The organism is Achromobacter sp. DH1f (assembly GCF_000633435.1).
In the GTDB taxonomy this organism is placed as follows: domain Bacteria; phylum Pseudomonadota; class Gammaproteobacteria; order Burkholderiales; family Burkholderiaceae_B; genus Achromobacter; species Achromobacter deleyi.
Genome location: NZ_AYMF01000024.1, coordinates 154,047 through 174,924, shown reverse-complemented (window position 1 = coordinate 174,924; position 20,878 = coordinate 154,047). Strand labels below are relative to the sequence as shown.

Sequence of the window (20,878 nt, the reverse complement as noted above, 5' to 3'; positions counted from 1 at the left end):
CGGCGCCTCAATCAGAATTCAAGGAATAGCACCTGTGACGTCCGAAAAAGACCCGATCCACGCCGGCAAGCGCCGCTTCCTGCGCAATGCCGCCGCCTCGACCGCCGGCCTGACCGCCTTGTCGATGTTCCCGCCGGCCATCCGCCGCGCGCTGGCGATTCCCGCCAACAACCGCACCGGCACCATCAACGACGTCGAGCACGTGGTCATCCTGATGCAGGAAAACCGCTCGTTCGACATGTACTTCGGCACGTTCAAGGGCGTGCGCGGCTTTGGCGACCGCATCACCGTCCCGCTGCCGCAGAACCGCTCGGTCTGGGAACAGACCAACGGCACCCGCGTGGTGCTGCCGTATCACCTGGACAGCACCAAGGGCAACGCCCAGCGCGTGTCCGGCACGCCGCACGACTACCTGGACGCGCAGAACGCCTGGGACGGCGGCCGCCTGTATCAGTGGCCGCGCTACAAGCAGAACCAGTCCATGGGCTACTACACCCGGCAAGAACTGGGCTTCCAGTTCGCGCTGGCCGAGGCCTTCACGTTGTGCGATGCCTATCACTGCGCCTCGCACGGCGGCACCAACACCAACCGTCTGTTCCACTGGACCGGCACCAATGACCCGCTGGCCCAGGGCAACGGCCCGTCCACTCGCAACCAATGGGACGGCCTGGGCGCCTCGACCATCGGCTGGACCTGGAAGACCTACCCCGAGCGCCTGCAGGAAAACGGCGTGACCTGGAAGGTCTACCAGAACCTGCCCGACAACTTCACCGACAACCCGCTGGCCGGTTTCCGCCAGTTCCGCAAGGCCTACGAACTGTCGGGCAACGACCCCACCGTCACGCCCAACCCGCCGGCCTGGACGCCCGCGTCGGACGCGACCAACCCGCTGTACAAGGGCACCGCCAACACCATGCCGGACGGTGGCCTGCTGCAGGCCCTGCGCGATGACGTGATGAACGGCAACCTGCCGCAGGTGTCCTGGATCGTCGCGCCCGCGAACTATTCCGAGCACCCCGGCCCGTCGAGCCCGGTGCAGGGCGCCTGGTACATCCAGGAAACGCTGAACGCCCTGACGGCCAACCCGGACGTCTGGAGCAAGACCGTGCTGCTGGTCAACTTCGACGAGAACGACGGCTTTTTCGACCACGTGCCGTCGCCGGCCGCGCCGTCGATCAACCCGGACGGCTCGATGGCGGGCGCATCCACCGTCAACACCGACCTGGAACGCCACACGCGGCCTTCCGCCCAGGATGCGGCCGACAACCGCGTCTATGGCCCCGGTCCGCGCGTGCCGATGTACATCGTGTCGCCCTGGAGCCGCGGCGGCTGGGTCAATTCGCAGGCGTTCGACCACACCTCGGTGCTGCGTTTCCTGGAAGCGCGTTTCGGCGTGGCGGAAAAGAACATCAGCCCGTGGCGCCGCGCCGTGCTGGGCGACCTGACGTCGGCCTTCAACTTCGCCACGCCCAACAACGAAAAGCTGCCCGACCTGACCTTGCTGACCAAGTCCCAGGCGGACCAGACCCGTGCCGACCAGCAGGCGCTGCCCCAGGTGGCCTTGCCCGACACCACCACGCAGGCCAAGCCCGTGCAGGAAACCGGCGTGCGCTTCTCGCGTCCGCTGCCTTACGAACTGCACACCAGCGGCCGGGCCCAGCCGGGCACCAGCGCCATGTGGCTGGTGTTTGCCAACACCGGCACGGCCACCGGCGTGTTCCACGTCTATGACCGCCTGCACCTGGACCGCCTGCCGCGCCGCTATACGGTCGAGCCGAACAAGCAGCTGGAAGGCAGCTGGGACACGGCCGCCGACGGCGGCAAGTACGACCTGTGGGTGATGGGCCCGAACGGCTACCTGCGCCATTTTGCCGGCGACCTGGCCCTGGCCCGCAGCGAGCAGCTCGATGCCGAGATCCGCGTCTGCTACGACGTGGCCAACGGCGACGTCTACGCCAGCTTCATCAACAGCGGCAAGAAGCCGGTCACGTTCGTCGTCACGCCCAACGCCTACTACACCAATAACGAGAAGTGGTCGTTCACGGTGCCGGCGGGCAGCCAGGTGGAACAGTCGTGGGCCCTGAAGGCCAGCGGCGCCTGGTACGACTTCTCGGTGCGCCTGAACGAAGACCCCGCCTACCTGCGCCGCTTTGCCGGCCGCGTGGAAACGGGCAAGCCGGCGGTGACCGACCCGGCGATGGGCACGTAAGACACGGCCCGCGCGCCCCGGAACCTGCCATCCCCGGGCAGGTCCGGGGCCGCTCTGTTTCGGCTGGCCCCCCGGCGCTGCCGAAGCCGGCCTGGCGTTGCCGTCAGGCCGGAGCGGCCCCTTGCGGTTCGCGTGCCCGGAACGCCGCGGCGCAGGCCTCGCAGATGGCCGCGGTGATGCCCTGGCGGGCGTGTTCACGCCGTTCCAGCATGCCGATGGCCCGCGACATCGGGCCCAGGTCCGCGGGCAAGGGCAGGATGCGCAGTTCCGGACTGGCGTGCCAGTTCGAGCCGTTGATCAGCGGCAACAGCGTCACGCCGACCTCCTGGCGCACCAGCTCGACCAGGGTCTCGATCGCGTTCAGTTCCAGGAATTCGTTCAGCGGCACCGCCAGGCGCCGCAGCAGCCGGTCGATCTGCAGCCCGGTGCGCTGGGTCCGGTCGAACCGCAAAAAGGGGTTGCCCGCCAGCACCTGGCGGGCATCGCGGCCCGCAGCGGACGGCGAGGCGATCACCACCAGCGGTTCTTCATATAGCGGCACCCAGCGCGTGCTGGCCATCTTGCGGCCGGCTTCCACCAGGAACGCGGCATCCAGCTCGCCGTCTTCGACCTTGCCGGCCAGTTCACTGGCCTTGCCCGACAGAATCCGCACGTCCAGCTTGGGATGGGCCTTTTTCATGCCCGACACGACCTTGGACAGCGTGCCCATGCAGGACACGATGCTGCCCACCGACACCGACCCTGCCAGTTCACCCGGCACGGTGCGCGGCAGCCGCATGCGGTCGTATAAATCCAGCAAGTGCTTGATTTCCGGTAGCAATTCCCGGCCGGCTGCGTTAAGAATGGCAAGACGCCCGCTGCGGTCGAACAATTCGCGCCCCAGCTCGGCTTCCAGCGAGCGCATCTGGAAGCTGACGGCGGCCTGGGTCAGGGCGACTTGTTCGGCCGCCTCGGAAAACGACCCGTGGTGGGCCACGGCCAGGAACGTGCGCAGGAAGCGGATGGTGCTCATCAGGGTGATTCCGGGGTTGAATCCAGGGGCGATCTGTGCAGGAAAAGCCCCCATTGACTCACAAAAATTTCTTTTATGAGCGAACAAAAAATCAAATTGATTTAATTAGATCACGGGAGTACCTTCGCGGGCTTACCTATCTGAGACACGCGCCATGAAATCCTTCGACTGGGTCAACCCTTACCCCTCCGTCCGCATCCCGCTGTTCGCCCGCAACGTGGTGTCCACGTCGCACCCGCTGGCGGCCCAGGCAGGCCTGCGCATGCTGCTCAAGGGCGGCAACGCCGTGGACGCCGCCATTGCCGCGGCCGCCACCATCGTGCTGGTCGAACCGGTGTCGTGCGGCCTGGGTGGCGATTGCTTCGCCATCGTCTGGGACGGCAAGGAACTGCATGGCCTGAACTCGTCGGGCGTGGCTCCGGCCGCCTGGAACGTCGAATACTTCAAGCGCAAGTACGGCACGGGCCCTGACGGCCTGGCCATCCAGCCCAAGCGCGGCTGGGACTCGGTGACGGTGCCGGGCGTGGTCGCCGGCTGGTCGGCCCTGCACGAAAAGCTGGGCAAGCTGCCGTTCGAACAGCTGTTCGAACCCGCCATCGAAATCGCCGAGCGCGGCTACGCCGTGCCGCCGGTGGTGGCGCACAAGTGGGCCGCCGCCGCCAAGGAACTGAGCAATCAGCCGGGCTACGCCCAGGCCTTCATGCCGGAAGGCCGCGCGCCCAAGGTCGGCGAACACTTCCGCTTCCCGGACGCCGCCAACACGCTGCGCCGCATCGCCGAATCGCATGGCCGCGACTTCTATGAAGGCGAACTGGCCGAACGTATCGCGGCTTTCGCCAAGGAAGGCGGCGGCGCGATGACGCTGGAAGACCTGCGCGGCTACCGCCCGGAATGGGTCAAGCCGATCTCCAAGTCGTACCGCGGCTACGAGCTGCATGAAATTCCGCCGAACGGGCAGGGCATCGCCGCGCTGATCGCGCTGGGCATCGTCGAACGCTTCGACATGGCCAGCCTGCCGGTCGATTCGGTGCAGTCGCAGCACGTGCAGATCGAAGCCATGAAGCTGGCCTTCGCCGACCTGTACAAGTACGTGGCCGACCCGCGCTCGATGGAAGTCACGCCCGAGCAGATGCTGTCCGACGACTACCTGGACAGCCGCGCCAAGCTGATCCGCCTGGACGGCGCCACCCACTTCGAAGCCGGCCGTCCGCATGCCGGCGGCACCGTCTACCTGACCGCCGCCGACGAAAACGGCATGATGATCTCGTTCATCCAGTCCAACTACATGGGCTTCGGCTCGGGCGTGGTGGTGCCGGGCACCGGCATCAGCATGCAGAACCGCGGCGTGGGCTTCTCGATGAATCCCAAGTCGGCCAACGTGGTCGAAGGCGGCAAGCGCCCGTTCCACACCATCATCCCGGGCTTCTTGACCCGCGGCGGCAAACCGGTCATGAGCTTTGGCGTGATGGGCGGCGACATGCAGCCCCAGGGCCACATGCAGACCGTCGTGCGCATGATCGACTATCACCAGAACCCGCAGGCCGCCTGCTGCGCGCCGCGCTGGAAGGTCAACCGCGATTTCACGCTGGATATCGAGACCAATATGAAGGCTTCCACTATTGCGGGCCTGAAAGACCTCGGGCATGCTTTGAAGTCGGTGGACGATCCTTACATGGACTTCGGCGCCGGCCAGTTCATCTGGCGCATGTCCGAAAGCGACAACGAGCTGGGCTACGTCGCCGCCAGCGACAGCCGCCGCGACGGCCAGGCCGTCGGCTTCTGATACTCGGCAGTGCAGCCTCAAGGGGAAAAATCACAATGAAACGCTTGACCATGACCTTCGGCGCCAGCGTGCTGGCGCTGGCCGCCGGCGCCGCCTGCGCGCAGAACATCCGGATCGGCCTGCAGGAAGATCCCGACGTCCTGGACCCGCACCGCGCCCGCACCTACGTCGGCCGCATCGTCTTCACCTCGCTGTGCGACAAGCTGGTGGACATCGATCCCAAGCTGCACTTCGTGCCGCAGCTGGCCACCTCGTGGTCGTTCAGCCCCGACAACAAGGTGCTGACCTTCAAGCTGCGCGAAGACGCGCTGTTCCACGACGGCAGCAAGTTCGATGCCGCCGCCGCCAAGGCCAACCTGGACCGCGCCATGACGCTGCCCGACAGCCTGCGCAAAGGCGAACTGGCCTCGGTCGAGAAGGTCGACGCGCCTGACGCCACCACGCTGGTGCTGACGCTCAAGCAGCCCGACGCCACGCTGCTGGCGCAGCTGTCCGACCGCGCCGGCATGATGCTGTCGCCCAAGACCTTCGCCGATCCCGACGTCGCCTCGGTGGGCCGCAAGCCCATCTGCTCGGGCCCGTACAAGTTCGTCGAACGCATCCAGAACGACCGCGTCGTGCTCGAGAAATTCGACCAGTACTACGACGCCAAGGACTACGCGTTCAAGCGCATCACCTTCCTGCCCATCCCGGACACCACCGTGCGCCTGTCGAACCTGCGCGCCGGCGACCTGGACATGCTCGAACGCCTGAACCCGTCCGACGCGCCGCAGGTCAAGACCGACGCCAGCCTGACCTTCGCGCCGGTGGCCGGCCTGGGCTTCCAGCAGTTCATGTTCAACGTGGGCAACGGCAAGCGCGCCGAAGACAACCCGTTCAAGAACAAGCTGGTGCGCCAGGCGTTCCAGCTGGCCATCGACCGCAACGCCATCAACGACGTGGCCGGCGGCGGCATCTTCGAACCGGCGCAGCAGCCGTTCCCGCCCGCCAGCCCCTACCACAGCGACAAGTTCCCCGTGACCAAGCGCGACGTCGCCAAGGCGCGCGCGCTGCTCAAGCAGGCCGGCTTCGACCGCGTCAAGGCCGAGGTCATGTTCGGCAACAACACCACCACCTCGTCGGTGGCCGAAATGGTGCAGGCGATGGCCTCCGAAGCCGGCTTCGACCTGTCGCTGCGGCCCACCGAATACGCCGCGCTGCAAAAGGAATCGGCCGGCGGCAACTTCCAGGTCGTGATGCTGGGCTGGTCGGGCCGGGTCGATCCGGACGGCAACATCCACACCTTCGTGACCTGCAAGGGCGCCCTGAACGACGGCCACTATTGCAATCCGGAAGTCGACAAGCTGCTCAACGAGGCCCGCACGGTGCCGGATGAAACGAAGCGCCGCGCCATCTACGACCAGGCCCAGGCGATCATCCAGGACGAACTGCCCGGGGTGTACAACTACTACCAGCCGTGGCCGTTCGCGCTGGGCAAGAAGGTCAAGGGCTTCGTGCCGTACCCGGACGGCATGATCCGCCTGAAGGGCGTGACGTTCGCACAGAAGTAAACGGGATGCGGCGGCTTGCCGCCGCGCCCGCCGGCCGCGCGTTTCGCGCGGCCGCTTGTTTCCCGCGGTGGCCGTGCGCCAAGCCTGACCGGCCCGGCTCCGTCCACCGCTTTTGTTCTACGGTTTTCCCACATGCTTAAACTTATCTTGCGCCGCGTGATCGTCGCGATACCGACACTGATACTGGTGTCGATGATCGTCTTCATGCTGCAGAAAATCCTGCCCGGCGACGCGGTGCTGACCATGGCCGGCGAAGAGCGCGACCCGGCCGTGCTGGATTACCTGCGCGAAAAATACCGCCTGAACGACCCCTTGCCGATGCAGTACGTCGCCTGGGCCACCCAGGTGGTGCAGGGCGATCTGGGCAAGTCGCTGCGCACCGACGTGCCGGTCACCACGCTGATCGCCCAGAAGCTGCCCGTGACCCTGCAACTGGCGGCCATGGCCATGTTCTTCGCGTTGCTGGTGGGCATACCCATGGGCATCCTGGCCGCGGTGCGCAAGGGCAAGCCCATCGAAATGGGCGCCAACATCGCGGCGCTGTCCGGCATGTCCATCCCCAATTTCTGGCTCGGCATCATCCTCATCATGGTGGTGTCGGTGCAATGGAAGCTGTTGCCGGCGTCGGGCTACGTGTCGCCGGCCGAAGACTTCTGGCTGTCGATCAAGACCATGCTGATGCCGGCGCTGGTGCTGTCCACGGCCATCGCCGCCTACCTGATGCGCCACACCCGTTCGGCCATGCTCGAAGCGCTGTCGGCCGACTACGTGCGCACCGCGCGCGCCAAGGGCGTGTCGCCGCGCCGGGTGGTGCTGCGCCATGCGCTGCGCAATGCGTTGATGCCCATCGTCACCCTGGTGACGCTGTTGTTTGGTGAATTGCTGGCGGGCGCCGTGCTGACCGAGCAGGTCTTCACGATCCCGGGGTTCGGCAAGCTGGTGGTCGACGCGGTATTCACGCGCGACTACGCGGTGGTGCAGGGCGTGGTGCTCTGCGTTGCAGTGGGCTTCATCCTGATGAACCTGCTGGCCGACATCCTGTACATCCTGGTCAATCCCCGCCTGAGGCACTCATGAGCGCACTTCCTGCAACGGCCGCTGCCGTCACGCCGCCCCGCAGCCGCAACCGCGCCTGGGGAAAATTCAAACGCAACCACGTGGCCATGCTGGGCCTGGCCATCGTGCTGTTCTTCGTGCTGCTGGCCCTCCTGGCGCCGCTGATCGCCAACCACGATCCGTTCCAGACCAGCTTCACCACCATCCGCAAGGCGCCGTCGGCCTCGTACTGGCTGGGCACCGATGAGCTGGGCCGCGACATCTTCAGCCGCATGGTCTATGGCGCGCGCGCCTCGCTGATGGCCGGCCTGGTGTCGGTGCTGATCGCGCTGGCGGTTGGCGTGCCCTTCGGCCTGGCCGCCGGCTATTTCGGCGGCTGGACCGACAGCGTCATTTCCCGCGCCACCGAAGCCCTGCTGGCGATTCCGTTCCTGATCCTCGCCATTGCGCTGGCGGCCTTCCTGGGGCCCAGCCTGATCAACGCCATGATCGCCATCGGCGTGTCGGCCGCGCCCAAGTTCGTGCGCCTGACGCGCGGCCAGGTGCTGGCCGTGAAAAACGAAGACTACGTCCAGAGCGCCCGCGCGCTGGGCGCGTCCGACCTGCGCATCATCGCCCGGCACGTGTTCCCCAACGTCATGCCGCCGCTGATCGTGCAGGCCACCATCACCATTGCCACGGCCATCATCGCCGAGGCCAGCCTGTCGTTCCTGGGCCTGGGGCTGCAGCCGCCGAACCCGTCGTGGGGCTCGATGCTGAACACCGCCAAGAACTTCATGACCCAGGCCCCCTGGATGTCGATCTTCCCCGGATCGGCCATTTTCCTGGTGGTGCTGGGCTTCAATCTGCTGGGCGACGGGCTGCGCGACGCGCTGGATCCCCGTCAGGAAAAATGATCACCATGGCAACAATGGATCCCAAACGCGTCGTCCAGGTCAACGACCTGACCGTACGTTTCAAGACCCCCGAACGCACGGTCGAGGCCGTGCGCAATGTGTCGTTCCACGTCGATCGCGGCGAAACGCTGGCGATCGTGGGCGAGTCCGGCTCGGGCAAGTCGGTGACGTCGCTGGCCTTGATGCGCCTGGTGGAATACGGCGGCGGCAAGATCGTCAATGGCGGCATGCTGCTGCGCCGTCGCAATGGCGAGGTGCTGGACCTGGTCAACGCGCCCGACAGCACACTGCAACGCGTGCGCGGCGCCGACGTGGCCATGATCTTCCAGGAGCCCATGACCTCGCTCAACCCCAGCTTCACGGCCGGCAACCAGATCGCCGAAGCCCTGCAGCTGCACCAGGGGCTGGACGCCGCGGCCGCGCGCGCCGAAACGCTGCGCATGCTGGAACGCGTGCGCATCCCCGAGGCCCGCGCCATTCTCGACCGCTATCCGCACCAGCTGTCCGGCGGCATGCGCCAGCGCGTCATGATCGCCATGGCGCTGTCGTGCAAGCCGCAGCTGCTGATCGCCGACGAGCCCACCACGGCCCTGGACGTCACCATCCAGGCCCAGATCCTGCAGCTGATCCGCCAGTTGCAGGAAGAAATGGACATGGGCGTCATCTTCATCACGCACGACATGGGCGTGGTGGCCGAAGTGGCCGACCGCGTGCTGGTCATGTACCGCGGCGACAAGGTCGAAGAGGGCGGTTCCGACGAAGTCTTCGCGCGGCCGCAGCATGCCTACACCCGCGCCTTGCTGTCGGCCGTGCCGCGCCTGGGCGCCATGCACGGCACCGACGAGCCCGCGCCGTTCCCCTTGCTGAAGGTCGAGGAAGCGGCGCATCAGCCCCTGCCGGACCAGGCCCCCGTGGCTGCTGCGTCCACCGTGCGCCGCGAAAACGGCCCGGTGCTGAAGGTACGCGACCTGACCACCAGTTTCGACATCACCGGCGGCATCCTGGGCCGGGTGCAAAAGCGCGTGCACGCCGTGGAAAAGGTCAGCTTCGACCTCTATCCCGGCGAAACCCTGTCGCTGGTGGGCGAGTCCGGTTGCGGCAAGACCACCACCGGCCGGTCGCTGCTGCAACTGGTCAAGAGCCAGGGCGGCTCGATCGAATTCGACGGCCAGAACATCGGCGCGCTGCGCGGCAGCGCCATGCAGACGCTGCGCCGGCACATCCAGTTCATCTTCCAGGACCCGTTCGCCTCGCTCGATCCGCGCATGACGGTGGGCTATTCCATCATGGAACCCCTGCTGATCCACAACGTGGCGCGCGGCCGCGAGGCCCAGGAACGGGTGCGCTGGCTGATGGACAAATGCGGCCTGGCGCCCGAAATGATCGACCGCTATCCGCACGAATTCTCGGGCGGTCAGCGCCAGCGCATCTGCATCGCGCGCGCCCTGGCGCTGAACCCCAAGGTCGTGATCGCCGATGAATCCGTGTCGGCGCTGGACGTGTCGATCCAGGCGCAGATCGTGAACCTGCTGCTGGACCTGCAACGCGAACTGGGCGTGTCGTTCCTGTTCATCTCGCACGATATGGCGGTGGTCGAACGCGTCAGCCACCGCGTGGCGGTGATGTACCTGGGGCAGATCGTCGAGATCGGCCCGCGCCGTGCCATCTTCGAGAACCCGCAGCATCCCTACACCAGGAAGCTGATGGCGGCGGTACCCATTGCCGATCCGCAGCGGCGCCACCGCGAGCGTTCGCTGCTGGTCGACGAGATCCCCAGCCCGATGCGCAAGCTGGGCGACGACCCCCTGGTCGAACCGCTGGTGCAGGTGGGCGAAGGGCACTACGTCGCGCGGCACGCCATCGGCGTGTATTGATGCGGTAGACGCCTGCCGCCGCCAGGCGGCCTGGACCAAAAGAAGCGCGGCCCGACCTTGTCCGGCCGCGCTTCTTTTGGTCTGATTGTGAAACATTTATATCGGGGTAATCATTAATGGATCAAACGTTTCATAAGCGCCTACGATGACTGCCTGAGCCGGGCCGTCTCCCGGCCAAAGAAGATCCAGGGGAAAACCATGTTGCACCGAGTCTTGAAACGTGGCGCCGCGCTGCTGTCCGTGGGCGCGGCGTGTTTGCTGGCCCAGGCCAGCCACGCGCAGGAATATCCATCGCGGCCGATCCGGCTGGTGGTGCCGTCGGCGGCGGGCGGCTCGCCCGACACGGTGATGCGCCTGGTGGCGCAGGAAGCCGGCAAGCGGCTGGGCCAGACGCTGGTGGTCGAGAACAAGCCGGGCTCGTCCGGCATCGCCGGCATGCTGGACGTGTATCGGGCCGCGCCCGATGGCTACACGCTGGGCTACGCCAACAACGTCACGCTGGCGATCAACCGCAGCACCTTCAGCCAGCTGCCCTACGATCCGCAAAAGCTCACGCCCGTGATCTTCGTGCTCAAGGTCGCCAACGTGCTGGCGGTGAATCCGGACATGCCGGTCAAGACCTTGCCTGAATTCGTCGAATACGTGCGCCAGCATCCCGACAAGGTCACCTTCGCGTCGCCCGGCCAGGGCACCTCCGGCCACCTGACCGGCGAAATGCTGGCGCAGGCATCCAAGCTGCGGATGATCCATGTGCCGTACCGCGGCAGCCCCGCGGCCACCACCGACGTGATCGGAGGGCAGGTGGATGCCATCTTCGACAACACCATCAGCATCACGCCCTACATCCGCTCGGGCAAGCTGCGGGCGCTGGCCTCGACGGGCCTGGCGCGCTCGCCGCAATTTCCTGACCTGCCCACCGTCGCCGAAGGCGCCTTGCCGGGCTTCGAAGGCGTGGCCTGGGGCGGCATCGTGGCGCCGCCGGGCACGCCGGCCGCCATCGTCGACCGCCTGAACCGCTGTTTCAATGAAGTGCTGGCCGATCCGGCCGTGCGCGACCGGCTGGTGGCGCTGGGCAACGATGAAATCGTGGGCGGCGCGCCGCAGGCGTTGGCGGATTACGCCGAAAAGGAAACCGTCAAATGGGCCGCCGTGGTGCGTGCGGCCAAGCTGCCGGTGCAGTGATGACGGCAGTGTGCCCGGCGCGGCGCGCCGGCACACCGACGCCGGCCGGGCGCCGCGCGGAGGTCAGCGCTTTTCCAGCGCCAGCCGGATGCCGAAGGCGATGAACACCGCGCCGGTCATGCGATCCAGCCCGCGCATCACGGCGGGGCGCGACAACCAGCGCGCCAGCGGCCGGGTCGCCGCCACCAGCAGTGCAAACCACAGCACGCCCAGCAGGGCGTGGATGCCGGCCAGCAGCAGGCTGAAACGCAGCACGTCTACGCCCGCGGGAATGAACTGCGGCAGGAAGGTGATGTAGAACACGCCCACCTTGGGATTGAGCGCGTTGGTCAGGCAACCGCGTGCGAACCAGCCGGCCGCGCTGGCGCTGGTGGGCGCGACCGCTGCCGGGGCATCGCTGGCGCCCGTTGCCACGCGGCGGCCGGGCAGGGTGCGCCACAGCAGCTTGGCGCCCAGGTAGAACAGGTACACGGCCGCGCACAGGCGCAGCACATCGTAGGCCAGCGTCGATACCGCCAGCAGCGAACCCAGCCCCAGCGCCGCGATGGCGCCCCACACCAGGCAGCCCGCGCAGATGCCCAGGCCCGCCATGAAGGCGCGGCGTCCGCCTTCGACCGCGGCGGTGCGCAGCACCAGGGCGGTGTCCAGCCCCGGCGTGATGGTCAGGATGGCGGCGGCCAGGGTGAAGGCGAGCAGGGCGGCGGTGGCGGTCATGAGGGTCTGCCTTGAAGGGAAACCGGCTGCAAGCAGGCCGGGGGGAAAGCCGGCCAGCGACGGCCTGGCCGAGGGCGTCAGTGTAGCGCCGGGCGTGCAGGCGGTATCATGGCGGCCTTCGACAATTTGCTTTCTGAACGGATTTTTCGCCATGGCCCTGCGCGCCACCATCTACAAGGCCGAGCTCAACGTCGCCGACACCGATCGGCACTACTACGGCAGCCACTCGCTGACCGTCGCCCGCCACCCGTCCGAAACCGATGAGCGCATGATGGTGCGTCTGGTCGCGTACGCGCTGCACGCGCAAGAAGACCTGGCCTTCACCAAGGGCCTGAGCGACACCGACGAACCGGACCTGTGGGTCAAGGACCTGACCGGCGCAGTCAAACTGTGGATCGAAGTGGGCCAGCCCGAAGAACGCCGCATCCTGCGCGCCTGTGGCCGCGCCGATGAAGTCATCGTGTATTGCTACGGCGGCTCGGCCAGCAAGATCTGGTGGGATGGCGTGCGCAACAAGCTCGAACGCACGCGCAACCTCAAGGTGGTCAACCTGCCGTCGGACCAGACCCGCGCACTGGCCAAGCTGGCCGAGCGCACCATGCAGCTGAACGCCAATATTTCCGACGGCGTGGTGTATTTCTCGGCCGACAAGGGCGAAGTCAGCGTCGAACCCGAAGCCTGGCGCTGAGGTGCCTCGCAGGCGCTAGCCGCGTGCGGCCAGCGCCTGGATATCCGCCGTTTCCAGCACCGCCGACGGCGCCCCGTGGCGCGCCGCCGCCAGCATGGCCTGGCCCACGCTGCGCGTGGTCAGGATATGGCGCGGCAACAGCCGGCGCAGCGGCGTGAGCAGCGGGCCGATCACCCGGTACATCCAGCGGTAGGCGGGCGTCTTGGACTGGATGCCGTCCAGCGGCTGGATCATGCCCGGCCGCATCAGGTACACCGCCTTGAACGGCAGCCGCAACAGCGCGTTTTCGGTACGGCCCTTCACCCGCGCCCACATCGTGCGCCCCTGCTCGCTGCTGTCGGTGCCGGCGCCCGATACATAAATGAAGGTCATGCCCGGATTGGCGGGCGCCAGCGCGGTGGCGATGGCAAGCGTCAGGTCGTAGGTCAATCGCTGGTAGTCGGCTTCGGCCATGCCGCCTGACGACACGCCCAGGCAGAAAAAGCAGGCGTCGTAGCCCGTGGGCAGCGGCTGGGCGGTGGCAAAGCCGAACAGGTCCGGCAGCACCAGGTCGCGCAGCTTTGCGTGCTGCAACCCCGACGGCCCCCGGCCCACGGCCAGCACCTCGGTCACGTCGTCGGCCTGCAGGGCCGCGCGCAGCGCGCCTTGCCCCACCATGCCGCTGGCGCCGAACAGCATCACTTTCATGGCGTGCTCCTTACATTTTGGCCGGCAGGCCCATGAAGGCCCGGGTGGACCAGTCACGCAGGCGGTCGCTGCCCAGCAGCTTGCCCACCCACAGCATGACACGCGCGGCGCGCGGCGCGGTATAGGCCGATTTCGGCCGCGCCGCCGAAATGGCGCGCTGGGCCACGTCGGCAATCACGGCCGGGTCGCCCGCCATCTTCTGCAGGCGTTCGCTGGTGAACAGGGCATGCAGCGCGCCGACCGCCGCGCCGTAGGGGCCGGCGCCGGACACCTCCTGCATGTGGCCGGCCGCGATGTCGGCCCACTCCGAGCGGATCGCGCCCGGGCGGATCAGCACCACGTCCACGTCGAACGGCGCCAGTTCCTGGCGCAGCGACGACGACAGCCCTTCGACCGCGAATTTGGTGGCGTGGTACCAGCCGCCGTAGGGCGCGGCCTGCACGCCGCCGATGGACGTGATGTTCAGGATCTTGCCCCAGCGCTGCTCGCGCATGTGCGGGATGACGCGGCGGGTGATCGCGGCCAGGCCGAACAGGTTCACTTCGACCTGGCGGCGCGCTTCGTCCATGGGCATTTCCTCGACCGAGCCGTAGGCGCCGTAGCCGGCGTTGTTGACCAGGATGTCCACGCCGCCATGGCGGGCAGTGATCTGCGCCACGCAGTCGTCGATGGACGCGGCGTCGGTCAAGTCCAGTGGCAGCACGTGGATGCCGTGCTGGCGCAGCGCCGCCATGCGGTCGACGCGGCGCGCGGCGGCGTAAGTGGTGATGCCCATCGAGGCGAATCGCAGGGCAATGGCTTCGCCGATGCCGGAAGAGGCGCCTGTCACCAGGGCGACGCGTTGGGTGAGAGGGGTGGTCATGAGGGCGAATCCAATCGGCGCAGCAGGGTTGGGTAGGGGTTTCAGGTATCCAACCAACTGGTTGGTTTTATCAATGTACGGCCGGCATCGCGATGTTGTCAACCAACCGGTTGGTTATAATTCGCCATGGCCAGAAATTCAGAAGACACCCGCAAGCGCCTGCTCGAAGCGGCCGCCGCCGAATTCGCCGCGTATGGCATTGCCGGTGCCCGGGTCGACCGCATCGCCGAGGCCGCCCGCTGCAACAAGCAGGCCATCTACGCCTATTACGGCAGCAAGGACGGCCTGTGCGACGCCGTGCTGGACGCCATGGTCGAAGACATCCTGGAAAGCGTGCCCATCGACGCCTTTGACCTGCCGGGCTACGCGGTGCGCCTGTTCGACCGCTACCAGGCGCATCCCGAAACCTTGCGGCTGGCCGGCTGGTACCAGCTGGAAGGCAAGCCGCTGCCGCCGGCCGCCATGGCCTCCATGGGGCACAAGATCGATGCCGTGCGCCAGGCGCAAGAGGCCGGCCGTGTCAGCAAGCGCTTCAGCCCCGAGATCCTGCTGCTGCTGGTGCTGACGCTCACCCGGATGGGCGCGCCTGACAGCCCCGAGGCCCACAGCGGCATGGTGCCCCCGGCCGATTCGCGCCAGGCCATCGCCGACGCGGTGGCTCGCCTGATCGAGCCCTGACGCAGGCGACGGTGGGGCGGCAACCTGTCGTCCCCTGGGCCGACGCCCATTCCAGAATGAATACTGCGCCGCAACAAAAAAGAACGTGCAAAGTTCTTTGGGCGGATTTATATTGCGACCATCATATTTTAGGAATCCCGATCATGGCCGGCCCCGCCTCCCGCAAAGAGCTATCCCACGAGCGCATCGTGGAAGCGGCCGCGCGCGCGATCCGGCGTGAAGGGTATGCCGGCGTGGGCGTGGCCGACGTCATGAAGGAAGCCGGCCTGACCCACGGCGGCTTCTACGCCCATTTCCCGTCGCGCGATGCCATGCTGGCCGCCGCGATGGAACGCGCCGGCCGCGACGGCGCCGCCCGCATGGCGCAAGGCATGGCCCGGCGCCAGGCCGAAGGCGCCAGCCCGCTGCGCGCCATGGTCGAGAGCTACCTGTCCGACAGAATGCTGGTCAGTTGCGAAACCGGTTGCCCGATATCGGCGCTGGCCTCGGAAATGCCGCGCCAATCGGTCGAGGTGCGCGCAGCCTCCGCCGCCCGGGTGCAGGGGCTGGTCAGGGCGGTGCAGCAGGCGCTGCCAGCCGATGCGGGCGAGCACGCGGCCATGGCCATCACCGCGAACCTGGTGGGCGCCATGCAACTGGCGCGTGCGCTGGGCGACAACGCCGAGGGCAGGGCCATGCTGGCCGCGGCGCGCCAGTCCATCCTGGATCAATACGACACCGAAGGCGGGCAAGCTTCCCATTGATGCCCGCCGTGGCCGGCCGCCGTCCGCGGCCTTTTTTCACTCCCTAAATATGATGATCGTCATATTTATATAACCGGCCTTGCTATCGGGGCCACTGCTGCGAACCTGAAGGAACCCATCATGCAACTGAAGAACGCAACCGTACTGATCACCGGCGCCAACCGCGGCATCGGCCTGGCCTTTGCCCGCGAGGCCCTGGCGCGCGGCGCCCGCAAGGTCTATGCCGGGGCCCGCGACCCGGCCAGCGTCACGCTGCCCGGCGTAACGCCGATCAAGCTGGACGTCACCCGCGACGACGACGTGGCTGCCGCGGCCGCGCGGGCCGGCGACGTGACGCTGGTCATCAACAACGCGGGCATTGCGGCCATCGGCGGTTTCCTGGCCGAAGACGCCATCGAATCGACCCGCCGCCACCTGGAAACCAATCTGATCGGTTCGCTGCGCGTGGCGCAGGCTTTCGCTCCGGCGCTGGCCGCCAACGGCGGCGGCGCGCTGCTCAACGTGCTGTCCATCGCCAGCTGGATCAACCGCCCGCGCCTGGGCGTGTACGGCATGAGCAAGTCGGCCGCCTGGGCGCTGACCAACGGCCTGCGCCACGAACTGCGCGAGCAGGGCACGCAGGTGCTGGGGCTGCACATGGGCTTTGTCGATACCGACCTGACCCGCGACCTGGACGCGCCCAAGCTCAGTCCCGACGCGGTGGTCAAGGCGGCGTTCGACGCGCTGGAAGCCGGCGCCGAAGAAGTGCTGGCCGACGACGCGACCCGCCAGGTCAAGCAAGGCCTGTCCGCCGAACAGGCGTCCTACCTGCAAGCCTGATATCCCCTTTCGAGCCCGACCATCATGTCCTCCCCTGCAACTTCCGCGGCGGCCCAGCCCGCCGTCGTGCCGCATGCGGCCGCGTCGCCCTGGCCCATCTTCTGGATCGCCAGCGTCGCCGTCTTCCTGGTCTCGCTGGACGCGACCATGCTCTACGCCGCGTTCAGCGCCATGCGCGCCGGCTTTCCCGAGGCCTCGGCCGCCGACATGTCGTGGGTGCTCAACGGCTACACCGTGGTCTACGCGGCGATGCTGATTCCATCGGGCGGCCTGGCCGACACGCATGGCCGCAAGCGCATGTTCATGGTCGGTGTGCTGCTGTTCCTGGCGGCGTCGGCGGCCTGCGGGCTGGCCGGCAATGTGGGCTGGCTGATCGCCGCGCGCGTGGCGCAGGCGGTCGGCGCTGCGTTGCTGACGCCCGCGTCGCTGTCCATCGTGCTGGCCGCCTTTCCGGCATCGCAGCGTTCGGTGGCGGTCAGCCTGTGGGGCGCCGTCGCGGGCTTGGCGGCGGCGGTCGGCCCCAGCCTGGGCGCCTTCGTGGTGGACGCCGCCGGCTGGCCCTGGGCGTTCTACATCAACCTGCCGCTGGGCGCGCTGTCGCTGTGGTTCGGCGCCAGCCGGCTGGTGGAATCGGTGCGGCCCGAAGCGCGCCGCCGCGTCGACGGCGTGGGCATGGCGCTGCTGATGGTGGGCGTGGGCGCGGTGGCGTTGTCCATCGTGCAGTCCGAGTCGCCCACCTGGACCCGCGGCGAGCTGTGGATGGTGGCGGCCGTGGGGCTGGTATCGCTGGCGGCCTTCGTGGGCTGGGCCCGCACCACGCCGCATCCGCTGGTGGATCTGTCATTGTTCAAGCATCGCACCTATCGCTACGTGAACCTGGCCACGCTCAGCTTCGGCATCGCGTTCGCGATGATGTTCTTCGCCTTCTTCTTCTACATGACGGGGGTCTGGCACTACAGCCTGCCGCGCGCCGGCCTGGCCGTCACGCCGGGGCCGCTGCTGGTGATGCCCACCGCCATCATCACGGGCAAGCTGGCCGCGCGCCGGGGCCATCGGCCCTTCCTGGTAGGCGGATCGCTGGTGTACGCGGCCAGCGGCCTGTGGTTCCTGCTGGTGCCGGGCGCCGAGCCTGCGTATCTGACGCAATGGCTGCCGGGGCTGATCCTGAGCGGCCTGGGCGTGGGCATGGTGCTGCCGTCACTGGCCGGCGCCGCGGTCAACCGCCTGCCGCCGCAGCACTATGCGGTGGGCAGCGCCGTCAACCAGGCGACGCGGCAGATCGGCGCCGTGCTGGGCGTGGCGCTGACGGTGCTGCTGCTGGGCAAGGGCACGCTGAGCCATGCGGATTTCGATCCGCTGTACATCGGCCACGTGGGCCTGGCGCTGCTGACGGCGCTGTTGTGCCTGGCGGTGGATACCCGGCCGCGGCCCGCGCATGCCTGAGCGCGCGGGCAGGGCGCGCCGCGCGCAACGATCAGCGCGGGGTGCGCTGGTGCGGCACCAGGGGCGGCGCCTGGCGGCCCGCCACCTGTTCCCAGAAGCCCGGCAGGAAGCATTCGGCCACCAGCAGCGGCTGGCCCTGGCGCCAGAACACCGAACGGCGCGCCCAGACGCGGTCGGCATCCTGCGGCCGTCCGCCTTGCGCCAGCGCCGTGGCGGCGGTGGCATGGAACGGCACGGGCGAGGCCAGGCGCCGGCAGGCGAACGGCGAACGGATGACGGTGCTGTCGTGATACAGCATGTCGGCAAGCGGCCGCGTCAACAGGCGGCGCATGCCTTGCCAGGCGCCGTGCGAGGCGCGCAGCGGCGTCAGGCTGCGCGCCGGCACGCTGTCCACGCCATTGACCGACATCAGCACTTCGCGCACCCACACCGGCGAGCCGGGGGCGATGCGCATGGCGCGCGCTTCGTCGGCGGGGGCGCCGTCGGCGTATTCGGCCAGCACCCGCAGGCGTACCTGGCCGACCTGGCGCAGGCCGGCGGTCAGGGCGCCGGGACGGAACAGCCAATGGCGCTGGGCCAGGGTCAGCACGGGCGGGGCGCTGGCCAGCCAGCCCGTTGCCAGGGGAGGGTGATGTGCTACGGCTAGGTTCATCATGGCTGCGTATTATGCCAAGGGCCGCGGGCGGATTCGCGCCCGCGCCCTGTGTCCGATTGCCGCAGGGGCGCAGGGTACGGCGCGGCGTCGGCCGCGCGCCGGGCTCCGCATACAATACCGCCCATGGAAAAAGTACGTATCTCCAAGCTCATGTCCGAGCGTGGACTCTGTTCGCGCCGCGAGGCCGACAGCTATATCGAACGCGGCTGGGTCCGGGTCGACGGCGAAGTGGTGTCCGAACTGGGCGCCAAGGCCTATCCCGACCAGGTCATCACGCTGGAACGCGCGGCGCAGGCGCGCCAGACCTCGCGCGTCACCATCCTCATCAACAAGCCGGTGGGCTACGTGTCGGGCCAGGCCGAAAAAGGCTACACGCCCGCCGTCGCGCTGATCGACGCGCGCTCGCGCTTCGAGGGCTGCCGCAGCCCGCAGCGCTTCGAACGCGGCCACCTGGACGGCCTGGCCGTGGCCGGGCGGCTGGACATCGATTCGCAGGGCCTGTTGGTGCTGACGCAGGACGGCCGCATCGCCAAGCACCTGATCGGCGAGGATTCCAGCGTCGACAAGGAATACCTGGTGCGGGTGCAGGGCGACCTGTCCGACCATGGCCTGGCGCTGCTCAACCATGGCCTGTCGCTGGATGGCAAGGCGCTCAAGCCCGCGCAGGTGCGCTGGCAGAACCACGACCAGCTGCGCTTCGTGCTGCGCGAAGGCAAGAAGCGCCAGATTCGCCGCATGTGCGAACTGGTCGGGCTGAAAGTGGTGGGACTCAAGCGCGTGCGCATCGGCCGCGTGTCGCTGGGCGACCTGCCGCTGGGGCAATGGCGTTACCTGCGCGACGACGAACGCTTCTAGGGGCCGGCGCCCGCGCGCCGCTCAGCGCGGTGCGGGGCCTGGCCGCCGCGCCACAAATTTTTCAGTCTGTTTCCAAACCGCCTTCATTTCATGAAGGGCGCGGTATCCTTCGCCTGCCCGTCGCCGCCCAGGCGTTCCATCAGGAATTCGATGAAAATCCGGGTCTTGGCGGGCAGCAATCGTGTTTCCGTGACGGCATACACCGGAAACGGGCCCAGCTGCCAATCGGGCAGCACACGCCGCAACTGGCCCGATTTCTGTTCGGCGGTCTGCCCGCCGACCAGCACGGTGATTCCCGCGCCCAGCATCGCCAGGCGCCGGGCCATCGCCACGCCATTCACGGAAAACCGGTTGCCCGGCGTGAACTGAATGTGCTGGTCACCGCTGTTCAGTGGCCAGCGGGTCACCCGGCCGGCGCCTTCGGCGCGGAACTCGATGCACTCGTGGCGGGTCAAGTCGCTGGGGTGCGTGGGTTCGCCATGTTTCTCCAGGTATTCGCGCGAGGCGTACAGATGGGCCGGCAGCATGCCCAGCAGCCTCGCAATCTGCGTCGAATCGGGCAGATCGCCGATTTCGATGGAAATATCGCAGGTCTGGAACACGCGCTGTGCGTGGTCGGGATTGGCAAGGTCCAGGAAAAAAGTGACGTCGGGATAGCGGCGCGAGAATTCCATGAACGATTCAGCCAGGAAGTCCGTGCCGAAATCCGCCGGCATGTTCACCCGCAGCGGCCCCGACGGCGTGTCGACCAGCTTCTGCAGCTCTTCATGGGCGATCTGGGCCTCGGCCACGATGCGCTGGCAGCGTTCGAAGTACAGCCGGCCGGCGTCTGTCAGCTCGACCTTGCGGGTGGTGCGGCTGAGCAGGCGCAGGCCGACCGAACGTTCAAGTTCGGCCACCTGGCGAGACAACGTGGATTTCGGGACACCCAACGCGGCCGCGGCGCGGCTAAAACTACGCGTCTTGGCGACCTCGACGAAGAGTTCCATGCCTTGTAAGCGTTTCATGAAAGCGATTCTGTCACACGTTGGGACGAAAGATTGTCCCATATCTGGAATGATGTTTTCTCCATATGCCCCTTTGTTTCTGGAGCGGGATAACGCAAAATGCAATTTCTGCAATGCAGCATTGCGTCTAAGCCCCGCCTGATGCCTGAGGCAACACCACCCCAG

General features: G+C 67.5%; 19 protein-coding genes. 13 read left to right on the top strand and 6 right to left on the bottom strand.

Going from position 1 to position 20,878, the window contains the following annotated elements:
- The first annotated feature begins 34 nt into the window (after positions 1-34).
- Positions 35-2,209: a phosphocholine-specific phospholipase C gene (locus U858_RS0120065; RefSeq protein WP_025138950.1), complete on the top strand. Its 2,175-nt coding sequence runs from the start codon at positions 35-37 to the stop codon at positions 2,207-2,209.
- Positions 2,210-2,312: 103 nt separating this feature from the next.
- Here U858_RS0120065 and U858_RS0120060 read toward each other — a convergent pair whose 3' ends face one another.
- A complete protein-coding gene (locus tag U858_RS0120060; RefSeq protein ID WP_025138949.1) occupies positions 2,313-3,221 on the bottom strand; it encodes a LysR family transcriptional regulator in 909 nt (302 codons plus the stop codon).
- 154 nt (positions 3,222-3,375) lie between these two features.
- Between U858_RS0120060 and ggt the strand changes: the two genes are divergently transcribed.
- The 6 genes from ggt to U858_RS0120030 all read left to right on the top strand — a co-directional run bounded on the left by ggt (position 3,376) and on the right by U858_RS0120030 (position 11,562).
- Positions 3,376-5,004 carry a gamma-glutamyltransferase gene (gene ggt, locus U858_RS0120055; RefSeq protein ID WP_025138948.1) on the top strand — a complete coding sequence of 543 codons (1,629 nt, stop codon included), beginning with the start codon at positions 3,376-3,378 and terminating at the stop codon, positions 5,002-5,004.
- 35 nt (positions 5,005-5,039) lie between these two features.
- Positions 5,040-6,554 (top strand): ABC transporter substrate-binding protein, encoded by a 1,515-nt coding sequence (locus tag U858_RS0120050; RefSeq protein ID WP_025138947.1) that lies wholly within the window; start codon positions 5,040-5,042, stop codon positions 6,552-6,554.
- A gap of 132 nt (positions 6,555-6,686) precedes the next feature.
- Positions 6,687-7,631, top strand: a complete 945-nt coding sequence (locus U858_RS0120045) for an ABC transporter permease (protein ID WP_025138946.1) — start codon at positions 6,687-6,689, stop codon at positions 7,629-7,631.
- Complete coding sequence (gene nikC, locus U858_RS0120040; RefSeq protein ID WP_025138945.1) at positions 7,628-8,506, top strand: nickel transporter permease; 879 nt, start codon at positions 7,628-7,630, stop codon at positions 8,504-8,506. Before U858_RS0120045 ends, nikC begins: the two co-directional genes overlap by 4 nt.
- 14 nt (positions 8,507-8,520) lie before the next feature.
- Positions 8,521-10,380, top strand: a complete 1,860-nt coding sequence (locus U858_RS0120035; protein WP_025138944.1) for a dipeptide ABC transporter ATP-binding protein — start codon at positions 8,521-8,523, stop codon at positions 10,378-10,380.
- Positions 10,381-10,578: 198 nt separating this feature from the next.
- A complete protein-coding gene (locus U858_RS0120030; RefSeq protein WP_029954104.1) occupies positions 10,579-11,562 on the top strand; it encodes a tripartite tricarboxylate transporter substrate binding protein in 984 nt (327 codons plus the stop codon).
- Between the two features lie 63 nt (positions 11,563-11,625).
- Here the strand turns inward: U858_RS0120030 and U858_RS0120025 are convergent, their stop codons facing one another.
- Positions 11,626-12,276 (bottom strand): LysE family translocator, encoded by a 651-nt coding sequence (locus U858_RS0120025; RefSeq protein ID WP_025138942.1) that lies wholly within the window; start codon positions 12,274-12,276, stop codon positions 11,626-11,628.
- Between the two features lie 151 nt (positions 12,277-12,427).
- Here U858_RS0120025 and U858_RS0120020 point away from each other — a divergent pair, with 151 nt between their 5' ends.
- Positions 12,428-12,964 (top strand): YaeQ family protein, encoded by a 537-nt coding sequence (locus U858_RS0120020; RefSeq protein WP_025138941.1) that lies wholly within the window; start codon positions 12,428-12,430, stop codon positions 12,962-12,964.
- A gap of 15 nt (positions 12,965-12,979) precedes the next feature.
- Here the strand turns inward: U858_RS0120020 and U858_RS0120015 are convergent, their stop codons facing one another.
- Positions 12,980-13,651, bottom strand: a complete 672-nt coding sequence (locus U858_RS0120015; protein ID WP_025138940.1) for an epimerase — start codon at positions 13,649-13,651, stop codon at positions 12,980-12,982.
- Between the two features lie 10 nt (positions 13,652-13,661).
- Positions 13,662-14,513 carry an oxidoreductase gene (locus U858_RS0120010; RefSeq protein ID WP_025138939.1) on the bottom strand — a complete coding sequence of 284 codons (852 nt, stop codon included), beginning with the start codon at positions 14,511-14,513 and terminating at the stop codon, positions 13,662-13,664.
- A gap of 126 nt (positions 14,514-14,639) precedes the next feature.
- Here U858_RS0120010 and U858_RS0120005 point away from each other — a divergent pair, with 126 nt between their 5' ends.
- The 4 genes from U858_RS0120005 to U858_RS0119990 all read left to right on the top strand — a co-directional run bounded on the left by U858_RS0120005 (position 14,640) and on the right by U858_RS0119990 (position 18,196).
- Entirely contained in the window at positions 14,640-15,191 is a 552-nt protein-coding gene (locus tag U858_RS0120005; RefSeq protein ID WP_025138938.1) for a TetR/AcrR family transcriptional regulator, read from the top strand.
- Between the two features lie 143 nt (positions 15,192-15,334).
- Positions 15,335-15,934 carry a TetR/AcrR family transcriptional regulator gene (locus tag U858_RS0120000; RefSeq protein ID WP_025138937.1) on the top strand — a complete coding sequence of 200 codons (600 nt, stop codon included), beginning with the start codon at positions 15,335-15,337 and terminating at the stop codon, positions 15,932-15,934.
- 120 nt (positions 15,935-16,054) lie between these two features.
- Complete coding sequence (locus U858_RS0119995; RefSeq protein ID WP_025138936.1) at positions 16,055-16,753, top strand: SDR family oxidoreductase; 699 nt, start codon at positions 16,055-16,057, stop codon at positions 16,751-16,753.
- A gap of 24 nt (positions 16,754-16,777) precedes the next feature.
- The gene (locus tag U858_RS0119990) at positions 16,778-18,196 is read left to right on the top strand and encodes a DHA2 family efflux MFS transporter permease subunit (RefSeq protein WP_025138935.1); all 1,419 of its coding nucleotides are present in this window, start codon (positions 16,778-16,780) and stop codon (positions 18,194-18,196) included.
- A gap of 31 nt (positions 18,197-18,227) precedes the next feature.
- On the opposite strand, the gene U858_RS0119985 is transcribed toward U858_RS0119990, so the two are convergent.
- Positions 18,228-18,848, bottom strand: a complete 621-nt coding sequence (locus U858_RS0119985) for a chorismate lyase (protein WP_025138934.1) — start codon at positions 18,846-18,848, stop codon at positions 18,228-18,230.
- Positions 18,849-18,974: 126 nt separating this feature from the next.
- On the opposite strand from U858_RS0119985, the gene U858_RS0119980 reads away from it, so the two are divergent.
- Complete coding sequence (locus tag U858_RS0119980; RefSeq protein WP_025138933.1) at positions 18,975-19,706, top strand: pseudouridine synthase; 732 nt, start codon at positions 18,975-18,977, stop codon at positions 19,704-19,706.
- A gap of 83 nt (positions 19,707-19,789) precedes the next feature.
- Here the strand turns inward: U858_RS0119980 and U858_RS0119975 are convergent, their stop codons facing one another.
- Complete coding sequence (locus U858_RS0119975; protein ID WP_025138932.1) at positions 19,790-20,695, bottom strand: LysR family transcriptional regulator; 906 nt, start codon at positions 20,693-20,695, stop codon at positions 19,790-19,792.
- Positions 20,696-20,878 lie beyond the last annotated feature (183 nt).

Coding starts and splice junctions, on each gene's coding strand:
- U858_RS0120045 (WP_025138946.1), top strand. CDS start 6,687: ATGCTTAAACTTATCTTGCGCCGCGTGATCGTCGCGATACCGACACTG.
- U858_RS0120020 (WP_025138941.1), top strand. CDS start 12,428: ATGGCCCTGCGCGCCACCATCTACAAGGCCGAGCTCAACGTCGCCGAC.
- U858_RS0120060 (WP_025138949.1), bottom strand. CDS start 3,221: ATGAGCACCATCCGCTTCCTGCGCACGTTCCTGGCCGTGGCCCACCAC.
- U858_RS0119985 (WP_025138934.1), bottom strand. CDS start 18,848: ATGAACCTAGCCGTAGCACATCACCCTCCCCTGGCAACGGGCTGGCTG.
- U858_RS0120025 (WP_025138942.1), bottom strand. CDS start 12,276: ATGACCGCCACCGCCGCCCTGCTCGCCTTCACCCTGGCCGCCGCCATC.
- U858_RS0120010 (WP_025138939.1), bottom strand. CDS start 14,513: ATGACCACCCCTCTCACCCAACGCGTCGCCCTGGTGACAGGCGCCTCT.
- U858_RS0120015 (WP_025138940.1), bottom strand. CDS start 13,651: ATGAAAGTGATGCTGTTCGGCGCCAGCGGCATGGTGGGGCAAGGCGCG.
- ggt (WP_025138948.1), top strand. CDS start 3,376: ATGAAATCCTTCGACTGGGTCAACCCTTACCCCTCCGTCCGCATCCCG.
- U858_RS0119975 (WP_025138932.1), bottom strand. CDS start 20,695: ATGGAACTCTTCGTCGAGGTCGCCAAGACGCGTAGTTTTAGCCGCGCC.
- U858_RS0120000 (WP_025138937.1), top strand. CDS start 15,335: ATGGCCGGCCCCGCCTCCCGCAAAGAGCTATCCCACGAGCGCATCGTG.
- U858_RS0119980 (WP_025138933.1), top strand. CDS start 18,975: ATGGAAAAAGTACGTATCTCCAAGCTCATGTCCGAGCGTGGACTCTGT.
- nikC (WP_025138945.1), top strand. CDS start 7,628: ATGAGCGCACTTCCTGCAACGGCCGCTGCCGTCACGCCGCCCCGCAGC.
- U858_RS0120050 (WP_025138947.1), top strand. CDS start 5,040: ATGAAACGCTTGACCATGACCTTCGGCGCCAGCGTGCTGGCGCTGGCC.
- U858_RS0120005 (WP_025138938.1), top strand. CDS start 14,640: ATGGCCAGAAATTCAGAAGACACCCGCAAGCGCCTGCTCGAAGCGGCC.
- U858_RS0119990 (WP_025138935.1), top strand. CDS start 16,778: ATGTCCTCCCCTGCAACTTCCGCGGCGGCCCAGCCCGCCGTCGTGCCG.
- U858_RS0120035 (WP_025138944.1), top strand. CDS start 8,521: ATGGATCCCAAACGCGTCGTCCAGGTCAACGACCTGACCGTACGTTTC.
- U858_RS0120030 (WP_029954104.1), top strand. CDS start 10,579: ATGTTGCACCGAGTCTTGAAACGTGGCGCCGCGCTGCTGTCCGTGGGC.
- U858_RS0119995 (WP_025138936.1), top strand. CDS start 16,055: ATGCAACTGAAGAACGCAACCGTACTGATCACCGGCGCCAACCGCGGC.